This window comes from Bradyrhizobium betae, from assembly GCF_008932115.1.
Taxonomy (GTDB): Bacteria; Pseudomonadota; Alphaproteobacteria; order Rhizobiales; family Xanthobacteraceae; genus Bradyrhizobium; species Bradyrhizobium betae.
On the sequence record NZ_CP044543.1, the window covers coordinates 4559411 to 4576734 of the forward strand.

16 protein-coding genes are annotated in these 17324 nt (G+C 61.7%); 12 read left to right on the forward strand and 4 right to left on the reverse strand.

Features of this window, described 5'->3' with window-relative positions; all coding sequences use genetic code 11:
- The first annotated feature begins 59 nt into the window (after positions 1-59).
- Positions 60-1355, forward strand: a complete 1296-nt coding sequence (locus F8237_RS21815; RefSeq protein ID WP_244625944.1) for a type II restriction endonuclease — start codon at positions 60-62, stop codon at positions 1353-1355.
- A gap of 4 nt (positions 1356-1359) precedes the next feature.
- Here F8237_RS21815 and F8237_RS21820 read toward each other — a convergent pair whose 3' ends face one another.
- The gene (locus F8237_RS21820) at positions 1360-3783 is read right to left on the reverse strand and encodes a heavy metal translocating P-type ATPase (protein ID WP_151647778.1); all 2424 of its coding nucleotides are present in this window, start codon (positions 3781-3783) and stop codon (positions 1360-1362) included.
- A gap of 35 nt (positions 3784-3818) precedes the next feature.
- Between F8237_RS21820 and F8237_RS21825 the strand changes: the two genes are divergently transcribed.
- From F8237_RS21825 to F8237_RS21850, 6 genes are all read left to right on the forward strand, one after another.
- A complete protein-coding gene (locus F8237_RS21825; RefSeq protein ID WP_028133007.1) occupies positions 3819-4094 on the forward strand; it encodes a metal-sensitive transcriptional regulator in 276 nt (91 codons plus the stop codon).
- A gap of 121 nt (positions 4095-4215) precedes the next feature.
- Positions 4216-4581, forward strand: coding sequence for a hypothetical protein (locus F8237_RS21830; RefSeq protein ID WP_151647780.1), 366 nt, complete (start codon positions 4216-4218; stop codon positions 4579-4581).
- 92 nt (positions 4582-4673) lie between these two features.
- The gene (locus F8237_RS21835; RefSeq protein ID WP_151647782.1) at positions 4674-5066 is read left to right on the forward strand and encodes a FixH family protein; all 393 of its coding nucleotides are present in this window, start codon (positions 4674-4676) and stop codon (positions 5064-5066) included.
- A gap of 86 nt (positions 5067-5152) precedes the next feature.
- Complete coding sequence (locus F8237_RS21840; RefSeq protein ID WP_151647784.1) at positions 5153-6577, forward strand: efflux RND transporter periplasmic adaptor subunit; 1425 nt, start codon at positions 5153-5155, stop codon at positions 6575-6577.
- Positions 6574-9744 (forward strand): efflux RND transporter permease subunit, encoded by a 3171-nt coding sequence (locus F8237_RS21845; RefSeq protein ID WP_151647786.1) that lies wholly within the window; start codon positions 6574-6576, stop codon positions 9742-9744. Before F8237_RS21840 ends, F8237_RS21845 begins: the two co-directional genes overlap by 4 nt.
- A gap of 129 nt (positions 9745-9873) precedes the next feature.
- Positions 9874-10362 (forward strand): DUF411 domain-containing protein, encoded by a 489-nt coding sequence (locus tag F8237_RS21850; protein WP_151647788.1) that lies wholly within the window; start codon positions 9874-9876, stop codon positions 10360-10362.
- 401 nt (positions 10363-10763) lie between these two features.
- Here F8237_RS21850 and F8237_RS21855 read toward each other — a convergent pair whose 3' ends face one another.
- Complete coding sequence (locus tag F8237_RS21855) at positions 10764-11069, reverse strand: hypothetical protein (RefSeq protein ID WP_151647790.1); 306 nt, start codon at positions 11067-11069, stop codon at positions 10764-10766.
- 696 nt (positions 11070-11765) lie between these two features.
- Here F8237_RS21855 and F8237_RS21860 point away from each other — a divergent pair.
- From F8237_RS21860 to F8237_RS21875, 4 genes are read left to right on the forward strand one after another with little or no spacing between them, the layout of a single operon-like run.
- Positions 11766-12116, forward strand: a complete 351-nt coding sequence (locus F8237_RS21860) for a nucleotidyltransferase family protein (protein WP_151647792.1) — start codon at positions 11766-11768, stop codon at positions 12114-12116.
- Positions 12117-12118: 2 nt separating this feature from the next.
- The gene (locus F8237_RS21865) at positions 12119-12913 is read left to right on the forward strand and encodes a GNAT family N-acetyltransferase (protein WP_151647794.1); all 795 of its coding nucleotides are present in this window, start codon (positions 12119-12121) and stop codon (positions 12911-12913) included.
- Positions 12910-13095, forward strand: a complete 186-nt coding sequence (locus F8237_RS21870; RefSeq protein ID WP_151647796.1) for a hypothetical protein — start codon at positions 12910-12912, stop codon at positions 13093-13095. The genes F8237_RS21865 and F8237_RS21870 overlap by 4 nt, the downstream gene beginning before the upstream one ends.
- 50 nt (positions 13096-13145) lie before the next feature.
- Entirely contained in the window at positions 13146-13865 is a 720-nt protein-coding gene (locus tag F8237_RS21875) for an MbcA/ParS/Xre antitoxin family protein (RefSeq protein WP_201280139.1), read from the forward strand.
- 612 nt (positions 13866-14477) lie between these two features.
- Here F8237_RS21875 and F8237_RS21880 read toward each other — a convergent pair.
- Positions 14478-15356 carry an LOG family protein gene (locus tag F8237_RS21880; protein WP_151647798.1) on the reverse strand — a complete coding sequence of 293 codons (879 nt, stop codon included), beginning with the start codon at positions 15354-15356 and terminating at the stop codon, positions 14478-14480.
- Between the two features lie 197 nt (positions 15357-15553).
- Between F8237_RS21880 and F8237_RS21885 the strand changes: the two genes are divergently transcribed.
- Positions 15554-16918 carry an MBL fold metallo-hydrolase gene (locus tag F8237_RS21885; protein WP_151647800.1) on the forward strand — a complete coding sequence of 455 codons (1365 nt, stop codon included), beginning with the start codon at positions 15554-15556 and terminating at the stop codon, positions 16916-16918.
- Positions 16919-16979: 61 nt separating this feature from the next.
- Here the strand turns inward: F8237_RS21885 and F8237_RS21890 are convergent, their stop codons facing one another.
- Entirely contained in the window at positions 16980-17225 is a 246-nt protein-coding gene (locus tag F8237_RS21890; protein ID WP_151647802.1) for a hypothetical protein, read from the reverse strand.
- Positions 17226-17324: the final 99 nt, after the last annotated feature.

Sequence of the window (17324 nt, forward strand, 5' to 3'; positions counted from 1 at the left end):
ATATTTTTGACCCGTGAACGTCGTGGGCGCTCGGATATGCGCGATGTGGATCGACAAGCATGATTGAAACGATGCCGTATCCGGGTTCGACGGACCTATTGCGCGTGTTGATCGAGCGATGGCGACAGGACCCTGGGTCGACCTATCGCACGTGGTTCTTGTGGGATGAGCGCCTGAAGAACTTCAGGTCGATTCGACGCGGCATCGCTCAGGTGGTCGAGGAGATCGGGGGCGGAACGTTCGGCAACGTGTACAGGGGCTCCTCCCTCGAAACGATCGTGGGGTCGATCGCGGAGCAGAGGCAGATCTTCAAAGGAGCCGATCACGCCTTCCTGTGGAAACCGAAGCTTCGGATCCCGGACATCTATGAGGATGCCGGAAATCAGCGGGCTTTCGGTCAACTCCTGCATCACTGTTCTTGCTGCAGCACCGAGCAGGAGCTCGTCGAAGGAATCGACACGATCGATCGACTGAAGATCAAGGGTCTCGGGCCCGCTGTCGCCAATCTCCTGTACTTCCTGCACCCGACGCTGATGCCGCCATTCAACACCGCGATCGTGAACGGCTTCAATGCGATCACGGGCGCCAAGGTGAAGCTCGGGCGATGGGATCAATATCTTGGGATGCGACGCGGCATCCTGGAGCTGAACCGAGCTTATCGGGATCTTCTCTCCAACGATCTCGGCGCAATCGCGGGATTTCTGTTCGATGTCGGTACCGGACGCTTCAGCGCTCCTCCCGTCGGCAATGGCGAGACAGCAAGAGACGCTTGGCTATCCGAGCTCTCGAAGGCGCGCGAGACCGCAAAACGGCTCGAAGCTCCCATTGCGGCGGCGCGCGAGAACGATCTTACCCATACGCAAGTCCAAGCCTGGCTCCGCGACCTGGGCCTGGCGCTCGGTTATCGGATATGGATCGCTTCGAACGATCGCGGACGCTCATACAATGGCGCCATGTTGGCATCCGGTTGCATCGACCGTCTGCCCTCATCAATCGAAGATGCCGCCGGCGCAGAATCGATCCGGCTCATCGATGTGCTCTGGTTGGATGCCGCGAGCGATCGCGTGGTCGCTGCTTTCGAGGTCGAACACACGACCTCGATTTATTCCGGGATCGTACGCATGCTCGATCTGGCGCTAAGCGGCGACCTGCATACCGCGGGCGGACTGTTTCTGGTCGCTCCGGACGGCAGGGAGGACGAGGTGCGTAATCAGCTTCGTCGGCCGGCGTTCAGTCGCGTCGCTGACTTGCAGGTACGCTACCTGCCGTATGGCGAGCTGGAGCGGAACAAGGACGCGATCGCCCGCTTCGGGACAGGCATGAAAGGCATTCAGGCGATCGCGCGACTTCTTTGACCCGTCAGACCCGCGTCGTCCGCAGTCGCAGCGCGTTGCCGACCACGCTGACGGAGGACAGCGCCATCGCGGCCGCAGCGACGATCGGCGACAGCAGCAGTCCCAGCGTCGGATACAGGACTCCGGCCGCTATAGGGATACCTGCGGCATTGTAGGCGAATGCAAAGAAGAGGTTCTGCCTGATGTTCCTCATGGTGGCGCGTGACAACCGCCGCGCACGGACGATGCCGTTGAGATCTCCCTTGAGAAGAGTGACGCCCGCGCTCTCCATCGCCACGTCCGTTCCCGTGCCCATGGCGATGCCCACTTCGGCCGCCGCCAAAGCCGGCGCGTCGTTGACGCCGTCGCCCGCCATGGCGACGCTTCGACCGTCCTTCTGTAGCTTTGCGACGACCGCACTCTTCTGATCGGGCAGTACCTCGGCTTCCACATCCGCAATGCCGAGTCTCCGGGCGACCGCCTCGGCCGTGGTCCGGTTGTCGCCCGTCAGCATGATGACCCTCACGCCCTCGGCGGCCAGTTCGCGCAGCGCCTCGGGCGTCGACTGTTTCACCGGATCGGCAATGGCCAGAATGCCCGCGAGCCTGCCGTCGGTGGCCATGTTGATGACGGTTGCACCTTCACCGCGCTGACGCTCGGCTTCGCTTTCGAGGGCAGATGTATCGACACCCTCCGAACGCAGGAAAGTCGCGTTGCCGAGGAGGATTTTCTTGCCCTCTACCGTGCCGAGGGCGCCTCTGCCGACCGGCGAGTCGAAGTCCTTGACGTCGGCCGTCTGAATTCCGCGATCCTTGGCCGCATTGACGATGGCATCCGCCAGCGGATGTTCGCTGGCGCGTTCGACGCTGGCGGCGAGCCGCAGCACGTCCGCCTCCGAATATCCACTGACCGGTACGATCGCGACGACCTTCGGTTTGCCTTCCGTCAGCGTGCCGGTCTTGTCGACGACGAGCGTGTCTATCTTCTCCATGTGCTCCAGCGCCTCGGCGTTCTTGATGAGCACGCCCGCTTGTGCGCCGCGCCCGACGCCCACCATGATGGACATCGGGGTCGCCAGTCCCAGAGCGCACGGGCAAGCAATGATGAGAACGCTGACCGCCGCGACGAGACCGAAGGCGAGGCGGGGCTCTGGACCGTAGACGGCCCAAGCGGCGAAAGCCGCGACAGCGATCACGATGACCGCCGGAACGAACCAACCCGCGACCTGATCCGCCAAACGCTGGATGGGCGCGCGCGAGCGCTGCGCCTGCGCCACCATCTGCACGATCTGAGACAACATCGTATCGCTGCCGACCTTTTCGGCCCGCATGACGAATCCGCCGGAGCGGTTGAGCGTGCCGGCGATCACCTTGCCGCCGACCTCCTTGCTGACCGGCATGGATTCGCCAGTCACCATCGACTCGTCGAGCGAAGATCGGCCCTCGACGATCTCGCCGTCGACTGGCACCTTTTCCCCCGGGCGGACGCGCAAACGATCGCCCGGCCGGAGCTCCGAGATCTGGACTTCCTCGTCAGAGCCGTTCTCCCGGATGCGGCGTGCCGTTTTCGGCGCGAGGTCCAATAGCGCCTTGATCGCTCCGGAAGTGGCTTCTCGCGCGCGCAACTCGAGCACCTGCCCGAGAAGCACCAGTACCGTGATGACCGCGGCCGCTTCGAAATACACGGCCACTGCGCCGTCATGACCCCGGAACGTCGAAGGAAACGCAGCGGGAAGAACCGTCGCCACCACGCTGTAGACCCAGGCGACTCCCGTACCCATCGCGATCAGCGTGAACATGTTCAGATTGCGCGTCACGACCGACTGCCAGCCGCGAACGAAGAACGGCCACCCTGCCCATAGGACGACCGGCGTCGCGAGAACGAACTGGATCCAATTGGAAAGCGACTGGTCGATCCAACCGTGAGCACCGACGAGGTGAGCGCCCATCTCGAGGACCACGACCGGAACGGAGAGGGCGAGACCCACCCAAAACCGACGGGTCATATCGACCAGCTCGGGATTGGGCCCCGCGTCCGCGGTGGCGAGCTCGGGTTCGAGCGCCATGCCGCAGATGGGGCAATTGCCTGGTCCAACCTGGCGGACCTGCGGATGCATCGGGCAGGTGTAGATCGTGCCTTCGGGCACGTCAGCCTGCGTCTTCTTCATCTCTCCGCGTATGTATTTCGCCGGATCTTCCACGAACTTCGTCCTGCAACGGTCCGAACAGAAGTAGAAGCTCTGACCTCCGTGCTCGGCCTTGTGACGAGCCGTGTCCGGGTCCACCTCCATTCCGCAAACGGGATCCACCGTGGCCCCCTGCGCGCCACCATGATGATGGTGGTGAGCATGGTGCTCGGAAGCCGATGCGGTGGACTGGCAGTGTCCGCAGCAGTTCTTGTCGGTCTTCTCGGAATTCGGCGTGTTTGGCCGAGCCATCGTCAGCTCCATCTTGCGGAATGTACCCTAGGGGGTATATACGTGGCATGAGAAACGACATCAAGGCTACGTGCCAGAAACGTTTGAACCGCATCGAAGGTCAGGTTCGCGGCTTGGCGAAGATGGTCGGAGAGGATCGGTATTGCATCGACATCGTCACCCAGATCTCGGCGGTCAGGGCGGCGCTTCGCCGCGTCGAGGAAGAGATACTGCGGGATCACGTGTCCCATTGCGTGGAACATGCGATCCGCAGCGGCGACAAGGCGGATCAAAGGCGAAAGATCGCCGAACTGATGGACGTCGTGGGCCGAGCGAACAGGTAACGTTAATGGGATCACCAATGATTGAGCTAGATCAAAGATCCTGCATGTCTCTGGGTTATGGTATCGTCCGGGCCGATAGGTGTTGTCCGGCTAAGGAAGTGATGGCGAGCAAATAACAACGATGCGGTTCGTCCGAACAATTCTGGCATTCGCGATTGCCGCCTCCTTGGCGCTGGCGCCGCTCGGCGCGTCGGCGACGGTCGTGGCCATGACCGCGTCGGACAGCGCTTCCACGATGCAGATGGAAGCGTCGGCCGACATGTCGATGGATTGCTGCCCGGACGACACGACAGGCACTCCCATTCACAGCGAACACCACAAGTGCGGTACGGGCTTCTGCTGCGCAGGCAGCCTGACCGCGCTTGGAGACGTGCGAAGCATCGCGTTCCGTTTCGACCCTGCCGCGGAACGTAAAGCAGCCATCCCGGCGGACCAGATCGTAACGGTCCAGGCAGGTAATCCTCCTTTTCGGCCTCCTCGAATCTGATCTCGCAAAGCCCGACGTCGCGCAGGAGCCTGCGACGACTGACGTGCGCGCTTCTAGCGCCACGGCCGAGATCACATCATGAGGACAGGACAATGCTTTCCAAGTTCAGCACCGCGGCTTTGGCCGCCACGATTTCGTTCGCCGCTTCGGCCGCCATGGCGGGCGCCGGCGACTACGCCTTCGAACCCGTCAATCCGGAGATGAAGAAGGGCGACGATGTCACGCTCGCCGTTCGCTTGACCAACAAGCAGACCGGCAAGCCGGTATCGGACGCCGTGATCTTCAGGACACGGGTCGACATGGCTCCGGACGGGATGGCCGAAATGGAATCGCCGGTCGAGCCGCTGCCGCCAAAAGAGCCCGGCGTCTACGCTTTCAAGACCGATCTGCCGATGGCCGGCCGTTACCAGGTCACGCTGTCGGCGAAGGTTCAGGGTGAAGCGGAGACCGTCACCGGCAAGCTGATCGTCAAGGCGATCAAGTAGCACCCATCGGGCGCCGCTCGCCGGTGCCCGACATCCCGTTTTTCAGTCGTTCGGATGCGCGCTGCTGCGCGCGAGGACAACACGCCATGAATACCTTTCGTTTTCTGACTACTCTCGCGGTGGGCGGCGGCTTGACCTTGGGAGCTTACTGGTACCTGAACGATGGGCGCTGGCCCGTCCGTACCGACATGGCTGCGGTCGCCGCAGCGGCAGGCCGAACGCCGCTCTTCTATCGTGATCCGGGCGGACAGCCGTTTTGGTCTGCGGGACCGAAAAAGGACGACCACGGACGGGATTATCTGCCCGTCTACGACGACGGCCAGACGGTCGACGAGCCGGCAAAGCCAAGGCCGCAGGCGGAGTCTTCCCGCAAGGTCCTCTACTACCGCAATCCAATGGGTCTCCCGGACACCTCGGCCGTGCCGAAGAAGGATCCGATGGGAATGGACTACGTCCCCGTGTACGAAGGCGACGACGCCGACGACGGCTCAGTGAAGCTGTCGCCCGGCAAGATTCAGCGTACTGGCGTCAAGTCGGAGCCGGTCGAGCGGCGCCCGATCCGCATCTCGGTCAGGGCTCCCGGTACGATCCAGCTGGACGAGCGTCGCGTATCCGTGATCGCCATGCGAGCCGAAAGCTTCCTCCAGAAGGTCGCGGACGTGACCACCGGAACGCGCGTCCGGGCGGGCCAACCGCTGATGCAGATCTACAGTTCGGCGGTGGCTTCCGCGGCGGCGGAATACTTTGCGACGGTCACTTCCAAGACAGTAGGGGGCATCGAAGTGTATGGCCGCGGGTCGCGCCAGCGACTTACGAATCTTGATGTGCCCGACCAGTTCATCGCCGAGATAGAGAAATCTCACGTCGCGCCCGTCAACGTGCAGTGGTTGGCTCCGCGGGACGGTATCGTGCTCGAGCGCAACGCCATCGAGGGCATGCGGGCCAACCCAGGCGACGTGCTGTTCCGGATCGCCGACATCTCGGTGGTCTGGGCCCTGGTCGACGTGGCCGAACGCGATCTCGGCAACATCGCGGTCGGTCAGCCGGTCGAGGTTCGGGCCCGGAGTTTTCCGGGTCGGACCTTCTCGGGGAAGACCTCGGTCATCTACCCTCAGGTGAACCGGGACACGCGGACCGCCCGCGTCCGGATCGAACTCGCCAATCCGGACTTCGCACTACTTCCCGACATGTACGTCGATGCCGCAATCGCTACCGGCGACTCGGCGCCGGTCCTGTCCGTACCGGACAGCTCGGTGCTCGATACCGGCAACCGGCAGGCCGTACTCGTCGACAAGGGGGAAGGGCGCTTCGAGCCGCGGGAAGTGAAGCTCGGCCGGCGAGGAGGCGGCTACATCGAAGTGCGCGACGGCCTCTCGGGAGCCGAGGCGGTGGTCACCTCGGCAAACTTCCTGATCGACGCGGAAAGCAATCTGAAAGCAGCGCTGAAGGGCTTTGCCGAGGCCACGCCCCAAGCCATCGAACCTGGCCACGCGACGGGAGAGCACAAATGATCGCCCGTATCATCGCCTGGTCGGCTCGCAATCTGCTGCTGGTACTGTTCGGCACCGGCTTCGCGGCGGCCGCCGGGCTCTACGCGCTTGTTCATCTTCCGCTGGACGCCATCCCGGACCTCTCCGACACGCAGGTGATCGTCTACACGGAGTATCCCGGCCAGGCGCCGCAGGTGATCGAGGACCAGGTCACCTACCCACTGACGACGGCCATGCTGACGGTGCCGAAATCGAAGGTCGTGCGCGGCTTCTCGTTCTTCGGGGTGTCGTTCGTCTACGTGATCTTCGAGGACGGGACGGACATCTATTGGGCGCGTTCGCGTGTCATGGAATTCCTGAACAGCGCAACGTCGAGGCTGCCCGCGGGCGTTACGCCGACGATCGGCCCCGATGCCACCGGCGTCGGCTGGGTCTACCAGTACGCCGTCATATCCAAGAAATTGAACCTCGCGGACACCCGCACGATCCAGGATTGGAACCTCAAGTTCGCACTGGCCAAGGCCGAAGGCGTCGCCGAGGTCGCCAGCATCGGCGGGTTCGTCAAACAGTACAACGTCGTGCTCGATCCGCAGCGGATGCGGGACCGTGGCATCAGCATGCAAAAGGTCCGAGAGGCCATCCGCGCCAGTAACGCCGACGTCGGAGGCCGTACGGTCGAACTGTCCGAGTTCGAATACGTCATCCGCGGCAAGGGCTACGTCAAGAACATCAACGATCTCGGCAACATCGTGCTGAAGACCTCCGGAGGCACTCCGGTGCTGCTCCGGGACGTCGCCAACGTCGAGCTCGGGCCGGACGAGCGGCGTGGTATCGCCGAGCTGAACGGCGAGGGAGAGGTCGCGAGCGGCATCGTGCTGCAGAGATTCGGTGTCAACGCCCTCGACGTCATCGAGAATGTGAAGAAGCGCTTCAAGGAGATCGCGAGCAGCCTGCCGAAGTCGGTCGAAATCGTCCCGGTCTACGACCGGTCGAGCCTGATCTATGCGGCCATCGACACGCTCAAACACACGTTGCTCGAGGAGAGCATCGTCGTAGCGTTGGTCTGCGTCGTATTCCTGCTGCACGTCCGTAGCGCGCTCGTCGCCATCCTGATGCTGCCGGTCGGCGTACTCATGGCGTTCGGCGCCATGAAGCTGCTGGGGCTGGGCTCCAACATCATGAGTCTCGGGGGCATCGCGATCGCGATCGGCGCCATGGTCGACGCTGCGATCGTCATGATCGAAAACGCCCACAAGCACCTCGAACGCGCGAAGCCCGATCAGTCGCGAGTCCAGATACTGATCGACGCGGCCTCCGAGGTCGGGCCGGCCTTGTTCTTCAGCCTACTGATCATCACAGTGTCCTTCATGCCCATCTTCACGCTGGAATCGCAGGAGGGCCGGCTGTTCAGTCCGTTGGCATTCACCAAGACCTTCTCGATGGCCGCAGCGGCTCTGCTATCCGTTACCCTGGTGCCGGCTCTCATGGTGATCTTCGTGCGCGGCCGGATCGTCCCCGAGAGCAGAAATGTCATCAACCGCTTCCTGATTTGGATCTACCGGCCGGTAATCAAGGGCGTCCTGCGGGCCAAGACGCTGGTCATCCTCGCTTCGGTGGGAGTCCTTGCAGCTTCGGTCTGGCCCGCGCGACAGCTCGGTACCGAGTTCATGCCGTCGCTCAACGAGGGGACCCTTCTTTACATGCCTACCACGCTGCCGGGAATCTCGGTCACGAAGGCCGCCGAACTGATGCAGATGCAGGATCGGATCATAAAGTCGTTCCCGGAAGTCGCGTCCGTCTACGGCAAGGCGGGAAGGGCGGCCACAGCGACGGACCCGGCGCCGACCGAGATGTTCGAAACGGTCGTGAATCTCAAACCAAAGGAACAGTGGCGGCCCGGGATGACCGTCGACGGCCTGATTGCGGAAATGGACAAGGCATTGCAATTCCCGGGCGTCTCCAACGCCTGGACCATGCCGATCAAGGCGCGCATCGACATGCTGTCGACAGGCATCCGCACTCCGATCGGAGTCAAGGTGATGGGCACCGACCTGGTCGAGATCGATCGGCTCGCCAAACAGATCGAACGCGTGATCAAAGCCGTCCCCGGCACTTCGTCGGCGTACGCCGAGCGGGGCATCGGCGGTTACTATCTGGAGATCGTTCCGGATCGCGAGGCGCTGGCTCGCTACGGGATCCTGATCCAAGACTTGCAGGACACCATCGCGGCCGCGTTGGGAGGTCAGACCGTCACCACCACGGTGGAGGGCAGGCAGCGCTTCACGGTGAACATGCGCTACCCGCGCGATCTCCGCGACAATCCGAAGGCCATTGCCAATGACATCCTGGTTCCGATGCCGGCGGGCGGCGCCGTGCCGCTGGGCGAAGTCGCCAAAGTCGAACCGGCCCGCGGGCCGACGTCGATCCGGACGGAGAACGGGCAGCTTGCGACCTACATCTACGTGGACATTCGGGATCGCGACATCGGAAGCTACGTGGCGGACGCGCAGCGCGCCGTCACCGACAGTATTCAATTCCCAGCCGGCTATTATGTGGTCTGGAGCGGTCAATACGAATACATGCAGCGCGCGGCTGCCCGTTTAAGGATCGTGGTTCCGGTGACGCTCACGATCATCTTCCTGCTGCTATATTTGAACTTCAAGGCATTGACTGAAACCCTGATCGTGATGCTCTCGCTGCCGTTCGCGCTGGTGGGCGGAATCTGGATGATGTGGTGGCTCGGCTTCAATCTCTCCGTCGCCGTCGCCGTCGGGTTCATCGCACTGGCGGGAGTCGCCGCAGAGACGGGCGTGGTGATGCTGATCTATCTGGATCATGCACTGGCCGAGATGAAGGCCAGGCGCAGCGCGGAGGGCCGAGCCCTCAGCCGACGTGATGTCCATGCTGCCATCATGGAGGGGGCGGTCGAGCGCGTCCGCCCCAAGATGATGACCGTAGTGGCAATCATGGCGGGACTACTGCCCATCATGTGGAGCACGGGAACAGGATCGGAGATCATGCAGCGCATTGCCGTGCCGATGATCGGCGGGATGACGTCCTCCACGTTGCTGACGTTGATCGTGATTCCGGCGATCTTCGGCCTGGTGAAGGGACGCGGGCTTCCGGAGGGCGACGCAGCGACCGGACTTACCGCCAAAGATGCTCAGGATGTGCCCAAGGCGGCGTGACAGGGGATCGGACAGGATGCATCAGGAAAGCAGGTGGGTTCGCAAGCCGCGGCTCTGGCTGCAGCTTCAGCTCAGGCGAGGCTGCCGGCATCCCAAGTCGGTCAGCCAGTGAGGAAAGGTAGGGGAAACATGACGAAACGCATCCATCCGCTGACGCGACGCTCGCTTGTCAAATTGTTGGCCATAGCGGTGCTGGCGAAGCCTGCCGCGGCGATCGCAGAAGGGGCCGCCATCACCGTACATAAGGACCCGAACTGCGGGTGCTGTACCGGTTGGGCGCGGCATATGCGAGACGCGGGTTTCACCGTACGGGTCGAGGACGCTGCGGATATTGCATCGGTCCGGATTCGTCTCGGCATTCCGGCAGAATTGGCCGGATGTCACACGGCAGAGGTCGGCGGCTATCTGGTCGAGGGGCATGTACCGGCGGCCGCTGTGCGGCGCCTCCTCTCGGAGAGACCCGATGCAAAGGGCATCGCCGTGCCGGGCATGCCCGTCGGCTCACCGGGCATGGAGAGTGGACGAGCGTCACAACCCTATACGGTCGTATTGTTCGGGGCCAATGGCCAAACGCCTTTCATGCGTTTTGTTGGCCAGCAGATCATCGGTGGATCGTGACGCGGCGGCGCTCACCAAGGCATTTCGACGGCTCGGCCGGCCTTACATGGCTAGGATGGCCGTTCTGCCTGAGGCGGCATCCCGGTCGCGCTTTCGCATGAAGCTTCTGCAGGGCCCGTTTGGTCCGACGACAGCCCGGTCGACGCTTCGGGGGCTCGCTGGGGAAGCCGGACCGACGCGGTCAATCCCCGACGGGGCAGAGGGCTGTCACTGCAAAACGACCCATCTGGTTAACGGCCGCGGCCGCTCTCTGTTGCAACTTAAGAATTTCGGATTGAGTAACAGGGACCTGATAGGCGAATTCCATCTTCGATCGCATGGTCATTCAGTAGCTCGGACGCCGGCAAAAGGCGAAGAGCTGGCCAAGTCAGAAATTACGGCATTTGCGCCTCGGACCGCGATCACAGACGTACTATGCTTCCGAACGCGGCTGCTGGAAACTGGCTGCCATCGACGAGGAGGCGCTCGGTGGGGTGGGTGAGGATTTCGCGCCGCCGAGGCCCTGAGCCCGGTATGTCTGCCCGCGCGCCGCGGGAAGACAGCGAATTTCTGATGAGGCCGGCCGAGCTCGTCGTGCCTATCAAGACGCTCTTCGGGATGGCGAAAGCTGATGCTTCCGCTCGCGAGATGATGCCCGCGTTTTCGGCCATCAAGGCGGCGTTCGGCGCCACGATCGAAACGAGGATGATGTCGCGCCGGCGCGACATTGGAGAGCCTCTGGAGGTTCACGATCGGATCCTGCGTCGCGTCGATATGCGACCGGACCGAAGCGCGGCCTCCGCGACGACGATGCGATCGCGACCCTGGGCAAGCCGTGATGACCGAACCCCACCGAGGTGCGAGACGGGCTACACTTTCCGGATAAATCAACTTGCCCTGACGGGCGATTTCGATCGCCATCGGCCCTTTCAGGGTGGAGGGCGACGGCACGGAGCATTCCGTAATTTTTGAAATCCCTTTCCGACAGGAATCGCCAGGTGAGGGCTCCCCGTCAAGGGCGCACATGTGCTCGCGTGCTGAGCAGCCGTTGCCGATGTGACGGCGGCTTGCATCATGGTTAAGATGGACCAGTCAGAGGTGATGGCGTGGCAAAAAGGGCGACGAAGGTCAGGAGCGGCCCACGCGCGCCCGCGGGCAAGGCGCCTTTGCAGATACTTGTCGACGAAGCGACGATCGAGGAAGCCAAGGTCAGGGCGATTCGGCGTAAGACGAACGTGTCCAGGGTGGTCGAGGGATTGCTCTAGGGGTGGCTGAACGACAAATACAAGCTGAAAGAGTAACGATCGTCGGCAGGGGCTGCTCGGCGCTCTTTCGCGTTACCGTCCGGCTGCTTATATTTCTAAGCGGAATTCCCGAGGCGGGTGGACCGCCTCCAACGGAATATCGCGGAAAAGGCCGGTTCGATGAGACCATCGACTTCGATTGCCGAGCACGGCGACCAGGCTCGCGAGATCCTGGAACGCGCAGGCATGCGCAATGCGAAGCTGTTCGGCTCGGCCGCGCGCGGCGAGGACACCGAGGACAGCGATCTGGACGTCCTGGTGGAGGCGCCGCCAGGCACCACTCTTTACGACATGGCGCGGGTCGAGATTGAGCTCGAAGAGCTGCTTGGCTGCAAGGTCGAGGTGCTGACCGAAGGCTTCCTTTCGGTCGACGTCGCGACGAATGTCAAAGCCGATTTGGCGTCCATTCCGGAGGCTGCCGAGCGCAACGCAGACACTCGATCTGTGGTTTCGTCTGTTCGGGGGCTTTGATCATGTGGGACGCTCTCAACAACTTCGACAGAGACCGGTTTTCCGGATCGAATTTTTTGTCGTTCGATCCTCCTCTGTCGGATGCCGCGATAGACTGGTGGCGGGATCATATCTACGCACCGCACGGCCTGTATCCCGACGATCTTGGAGAACTCCTTTCCGCCAGCGCGACCGGCGACAAGACCATAACGATCGCGGATCTTGATCCGAGGGCGGGATCGTTCGTCGTTCGCGTCAAGGGATTCCCGAGCGATAGCGGCGAAGCCTGGTGGACCCAACGCAAACTGGATCTCAGCGGCCCTCTGTTCGAAGCGCAGCGGATGCTCATCCCGAGCGTGGACAGACAAAAGGGCAAGGGGCGCATGCTCATGGCCGATCTGATTGATACCGCCGGTAGAATGGGCATAAACACGATCACAATCGAAGCACAGGATATCGGACGATATGCCTGGGCGAGATTTGGGTTCGTGCCCGATCGTACTGCCTGGATGAGGAATGTTAGAACCGAAGCGGGCCGACGCCTAAAAATGGCAGCCGCAGAGATTTCCCCGGCCTCCATGCGGTCGTATCGCGAAGTCCTCGACGGGGAGCAGCCCAAACTTATCCGCGAAGTCGCGAGTTGGCGCGACCCGGTCAATAGCATCGTGAATTTCAACAAGGATACCGGTCTTCCGGAAAAGGTGCCGCTGGGCCAGGCGCTGCTACTCGAAACACAAGAGCAGTGGTACGGCACGTTCGAGCTGGATGACCCGGAGACGATGGAGATCTTCAGAAAATACGTGGGGAGAGAACAATGAATTCAGTGAAATACGGGTCCGAAGCCGAATCCAAAGAACGGGAAGACTTCATCAAGCTCATCCCCGTCCCGGACGAGGTTTTTATAGCCGCCGCAAAACGGGCCGTCGTAATTGCCGGATTATCCGACGAAACGATCGAAGCGCTGCACCCCGAGAAAGAATCTGAACCTTCGCTGCGGTGAAGCCCGTCATGCATAAGGGACGGATGACCCGTGTCTTTGCGAAGCCGATCATGGATGACATGGACTCGTCGACGATAACCGAAATCTACAAGGTTGAAATTGAGACCCCTGAAAGTGGTCTCATCTCGGTCGCGGTTACGGACATGACGACTGATAAGAAGTTGACTGGTTCGACGATGGCGAGCCCCTCAATGATGGTAGGTATTCTCGTCCAAGACCATCAAGAGCGAAGGGAGGCCGATCCGGTCGACCAGTCTTTGGCGGAGCAAAAACGTCGGCGTCGAGAAGAGATCGTTGCCGAATCCAAGGATGTGTTTGGAGACGCCATCTTGGCCAACGCCTGGCTTTCTCATCCCAACGAGGCATTCGATGGCCGACGTCCGCTGGCAGTCGCGGCTCGCGACGAGGATGGCTTGGCCGCCGTTAGAGAAGTGCTCTGCGCCTTGGATGCCAATCGAAATGTTTTTCCAGTCCGCACGGCGCGCTCGCTGCACGTGGAGGCGCTTGACGTCCTTTTGAAGGGGAAGATGGCCGATGCCGCGGTGGCTCGGGACTGGGACCTGCTTGCGGAGGTGGCTCGGCTTGTCTCTAGCGACGCTCCAACCGAACTTGCCGTTACCGATTCCTCGTTGTTCAAGGCGTGGCGGGAAGCAGTGACCAAATTTCATTTGAAGGGGTGGACGAACATGACACCGCAACGCGTCGAGGAGGTAAGAGAGCGAGCGGCGCAACGGGCGACTGAGCGGGCATCAGGAGTGGTACCTGGATGACCATGATCGGATGTTCTCAAGACAAAAAGCTAGGATGAGCGACGCGTCGAAGGAGAGCTCTTCCCGCGACCTTCGGATAGGCCTCCTCGCACGGCAGCCGCGACCACTCCTCGATCCGGAACGGCAGGTCCGGGTCCCGGCAGCCGGGATGCAGAAGGTCGAGGAAATGGCGGCCTCTCTCGGAGATCGACCAGAGCGACCGGTATCTATCGCCTTCGCTATCGAGCAGGCCGAAGTCCCTGAGTCGCGTGGCTGGGCTTCTCGGCCACGAGGGCGGTGGTCATGGGTCCGGACTCCTTCATGAAGGACGGTGAGTCGATGCGCGGCTTGGCCGCGGACTGAACAGAACGCTACTTGCCGCCGCACTAAGCCCTGATCGACGCCACCCAAAGTTCGGCCAAACCTCGTCCAAGCGGGAACTCCACACTCAAATCCGAATAGCCGGAAATTCGAAGGACGGCTCTAGGCCTTCTTTCTGCCGGTGACGACGGCCAAACCGTCGTCCGAGGGTGCACCAGGCCGATCTAGCGCGCCTAGGCGCTGGCAGCTCGGCCAATTGTCCAGCGGCCTGTGGGACAATTGGAACCTGCCCTCACGGCGATCGCGGACGTACTATACTTCCGGGAGGGGACGTAGATTCGCCTCCAGCGGACGTTCTATGGGTCGGTTGGCAGTCACCCGGCTGAACTGCGAGTTCTGGCAAGAGAGGCCCGGAATGCCGAGACCGCACGCAAGCAGTTTCGCCCAGATATCCTCTGCGGTCTCCGCGAACCGAAAAAGGTCGCAGTCTGATCTGTCGATCGTGCCGCTTTCGATCAGCGCCTCGAAGTTGATGGCAGACCGCCAGTAGTGCTCGTCGAATAGCACGATGGGAATGGCGGGCGACTTCTCCGTCTGCCTCAGCGTAAGGATCTCGAACAGCTCGTCGAGGGTGCCGAAACCGCCGGGGAATGCGACGAGCGCATTGGCGCGCATGGCGAGGTGCATCTTTCGCATCGCGAAGTAGTGAAATCGGAGCGTCAGGGCGGGCGTGGAGTAGGGGTTGGGTTGCTGCTCATTGGGAAGAGTGATGTTGAACCCGATGGAAGGTGCTCCCGCATCCGATGCACCACGGTTTGCAGCTTCCATGATACCGGGACCGCCGCCGGTCGCGATGACGTTGTCCCGGATGCCGCCGTTCGAGGTCAAGGCGCCGCCACGCTCTGAAGCCAGGCGCGCGAAGGCGCGAGCTTCCCGATACCATCGCGAGTGCGGTTCGGGTCCGTCCTTTCGCACCCGCGCAGAACCAAAGACGACGATGGTGGAGCGCACCCCCCAAGACCTCAAGTACTCCTCAGCCTTGGCGTACTCCAGCATGAAACGCATGCCGCGCATGGAATCGCGCAGCAGAAAATCCTGATCGAGCGCAGCCAGCGAATAGGCCGGCGAACGGATCTGCTCCGCGTTGGAAGTCGACGAGTTCTCAGTCGACCTTGTCGGCTTGTCTTCCATTGCTGCACCTATGCCACTGCTCGTTGCCTTCTATTCTGTCCTCCAATCGCAATTCTTGAGTTACGTCAACGAACTCGCGGAATCCGTTCGTATATTCCCGCAAACGCGGTCGTAGGTGTTCGAGCCGCCAAGGCACGAACGAAACTGCGGTCGAGCCCGCGAATGGGCCAAGGGCAAGGAAACGAAGGGGGGACCGAATGACTCTAAGATTGTCTTTCTTGGGTGGGGCAGGGACCGTTACAGGCTCCAAGTATCTTCTGGACTCCGGATCGCATCGCATTCTTGTCGATTGCGGCCTCTTTCAAGGAAAGCGGGCTCTCCGAGAAATGAATTGGACAAGCTTCCCCGTCCACCCAGAGAGCATTTCGGCCGTCGTCCTTACTCATGCCCACCTGGATCATTCGGGCGCACTGCCGCTGCTGGTGAAGCAGGGCTTCGCGGGTCCGATCGTCTGTTCGGAGGCGACCGCCGGACTCTGCGAGGTACTGCTGCGCGATTCGGGCCACATCCAGGAGCAGGACGCACTGTTTGCCAACAAGCATGGGTTCTCGAGACACAAGCCGGCCCTTCCTCTCTACGGCGTGAAGGATGCCGAAGCTGCGCTGCGGCTACTGAGGCCGATCTCGTTTCGCCGCGAACATTCCCTGCCTGGCGGAGGACGCACAATGCTCCGACACGCGGGGCACATCCTAGGTGCAGCATCGGTCGAGCTGGAGTGGAATCGAACGTCGATCGTCTTCTCGGGGGATCTGGGGCGGCAAGACGATCCTATCATGTTGCGGCCGGAAGCCCCTACGCGGTCCGACTACCTTATCGTCGAATCGACATACGGAGACCGCTCTCATCCGACCATCGATCCTCAGCGCGAACTTGAGGAAATCGTCGCAACGACGACCAAAAGAGGCGGCACGGTGGTCATTCCGGCCTTCGCGGTCGGTCGGGTCCAGGTGCTCCTCCACTACTTCGAACGCATCAAATCGGCCGGAGGGCTTACCAACGTGCCGATCTTCCTGGACAGTCCGATGGCGGTCGACGCCAGCGATATCTTCTGCAGGTTCAAATCGGATCACAAGCTCACGCATGAGGAATGCCGCAGGACATGCGCCGTCGCGACCTATATCCGCTCGGTCGAGGATTCGAAGCGCCTTGGCAGCAGCCCGATTCCCAAGGTCATCATTTCCGCGAGCGGAATGGCTACCGGCGGCCGGGTGCTTCATCACTTGAAGCGTTTCGCGCCGTATCAGAAAAATACGATCCTGTTCGCAGGCTATCAGGCCGAGGGCACTCGAGGGGCCGCGATGACGTCGGGAGCGAAGTCAGTCCGTATCCACGGAGAGGATGTGCCTGTCGCTGCGGAGGTCCGTAACATAGAAGCTCTGTCTGCGCACGCCGACGCGAACGAGATCCTGACGTGGCTGAAGAGCATCGGAGGCGCTCCAAAGGCGACGTACATCACTCACGGTGAGCTGCAAGCCTCGAAGGCGCTACAGGCGCGAGTTTCGGCCGAACTCGGTTGGACCAGTCTCGTTCCGGAGCAGGGTCAGGAAGCTCTGTTGGCTTGAACCAATCCCGACCGACGGCAGTGATCCGACGTCTTCGGACCGAAGGATCACTGCCCTCCGATCACTGATCCTTCTTGGGGCCCATGTGATGCGGCACATCCGTCTTGGGACCTCCGCCGTAGTGATGGCTGCCGCCGGATTTGCTCTTCGACCCTGTGCTTGGCTTCTTGCCCATGTGATGCGATTCCGTCTTCGGTCCGCCCGAATAGTGGTGACCACCATCGTTCGATGGAGTCGTTTGTGCCATGGCGGGGACGATGGCGAAGGACAAAACGGTGGTGGCCACGAGCAACTTGCGCGCGTTCATATGATTCTCCTGTTCGGTCTTGATGATGATCGCAAGCGATCAAACCAGATGTCTGAAGCGGAGACAATGCAGCGCGAACATCGGTCGGAGTAGTTGAGC

Excerpts from the sequence above, each read along its gene's own strand:
- F8237_RS21820 (WP_151647778.1), bottom strand. The coding sequence starts at position 3,783 with ATGGAGCTGACGATGGCTCGGCCAAACACGCCGAATTCCGAGAAGACC.
- F8237_RS21835 (WP_151647782.1), top strand. The coding sequence starts at position 4,674 with ATGCTTTCCAAGTTCAGCACCGCGGCTTTGGCCGCCACGATTTCGTTC.
- F8237_RS21885 (WP_151647800.1), top strand. The coding sequence starts at position 15,554 with ATGACTCTAAGATTGTCTTTCTTGGGTGGGGCAGGGACCGTTACAGGC.
- F8237_RS21845 (WP_151647786.1), top strand. The coding sequence starts at position 6,574 with ATGATCGCCCGTATCATCGCCTGGTCGGCTCGCAATCTGCTGCTGGTA.
- F8237_RS21840 (WP_151647784.1), top strand. The coding sequence starts at position 5,153 with ATGAATACCTTTCGTTTTCTGACTACTCTCGCGGTGGGCGGCGGCTTG.
- F8237_RS21870 (WP_151647796.1), top strand. The coding sequence starts at position 12,910 with ATGAATTCAGTGAAATACGGGTCCGAAGCCGAATCCAAAGAACGGGAA.
- F8237_RS21860 (WP_151647792.1), top strand. The coding sequence starts at position 11,766 with ATGAGACCATCGACTTCGATTGCCGAGCACGGCGACCAGGCTCGCGAG.
- F8237_RS21880 (WP_151647798.1), bottom strand. The coding sequence starts at position 15,356 with ATGGAAGACAAGCCGACAAGGTCGACTGAGAACTCGTCGACTTCCAAC.
- F8237_RS21890 (WP_151647802.1), bottom strand. The coding sequence starts at position 17,225 with ATGAACGCGCGCAAGTTGCTCGTGGCCACCACCGTTTTGTCCTTCGCC.
- F8237_RS21875 (WP_201280139.1), top strand. The coding sequence starts at position 13,146 with ATGGATGACATGGACTCGTCGACGATAACCGAAATCTACAAGGTTGAA.
- F8237_RS21830 (WP_151647780.1), top strand. The coding sequence starts at position 4,216 with ATGCGGTTCGTCCGAACAATTCTGGCATTCGCGATTGCCGCCTCCTTG.
- F8237_RS21825 (WP_028133007.1), top strand. The coding sequence starts at position 3,819 with ATGAGAAACGACATCAAGGCTACGTGCCAGAAACGTTTGAACCGCATC.
- F8237_RS21850 (WP_151647788.1), top strand. The coding sequence starts at position 9,874 with ATGACGAAACGCATCCATCCGCTGACGCGACGCTCGCTTGTCAAATTG.
- F8237_RS21855 (WP_151647790.1), bottom strand. The coding sequence starts at position 11,069 with ATGTCGCGCCGGCGCGACATCATCCTCGTTTCGATCGTGGCGCCGAAC.
- F8237_RS21815 (WP_244625944.1), top strand. The coding sequence starts at position 60 with ATGATTGAAACGATGCCGTATCCGGGTTCGACGGACCTATTGCGCGTG.
- F8237_RS21865 (WP_151647794.1), top strand. The coding sequence starts at position 12,119 with ATGTGGGACGCTCTCAACAACTTCGACAGAGACCGGTTTTCCGGATCG.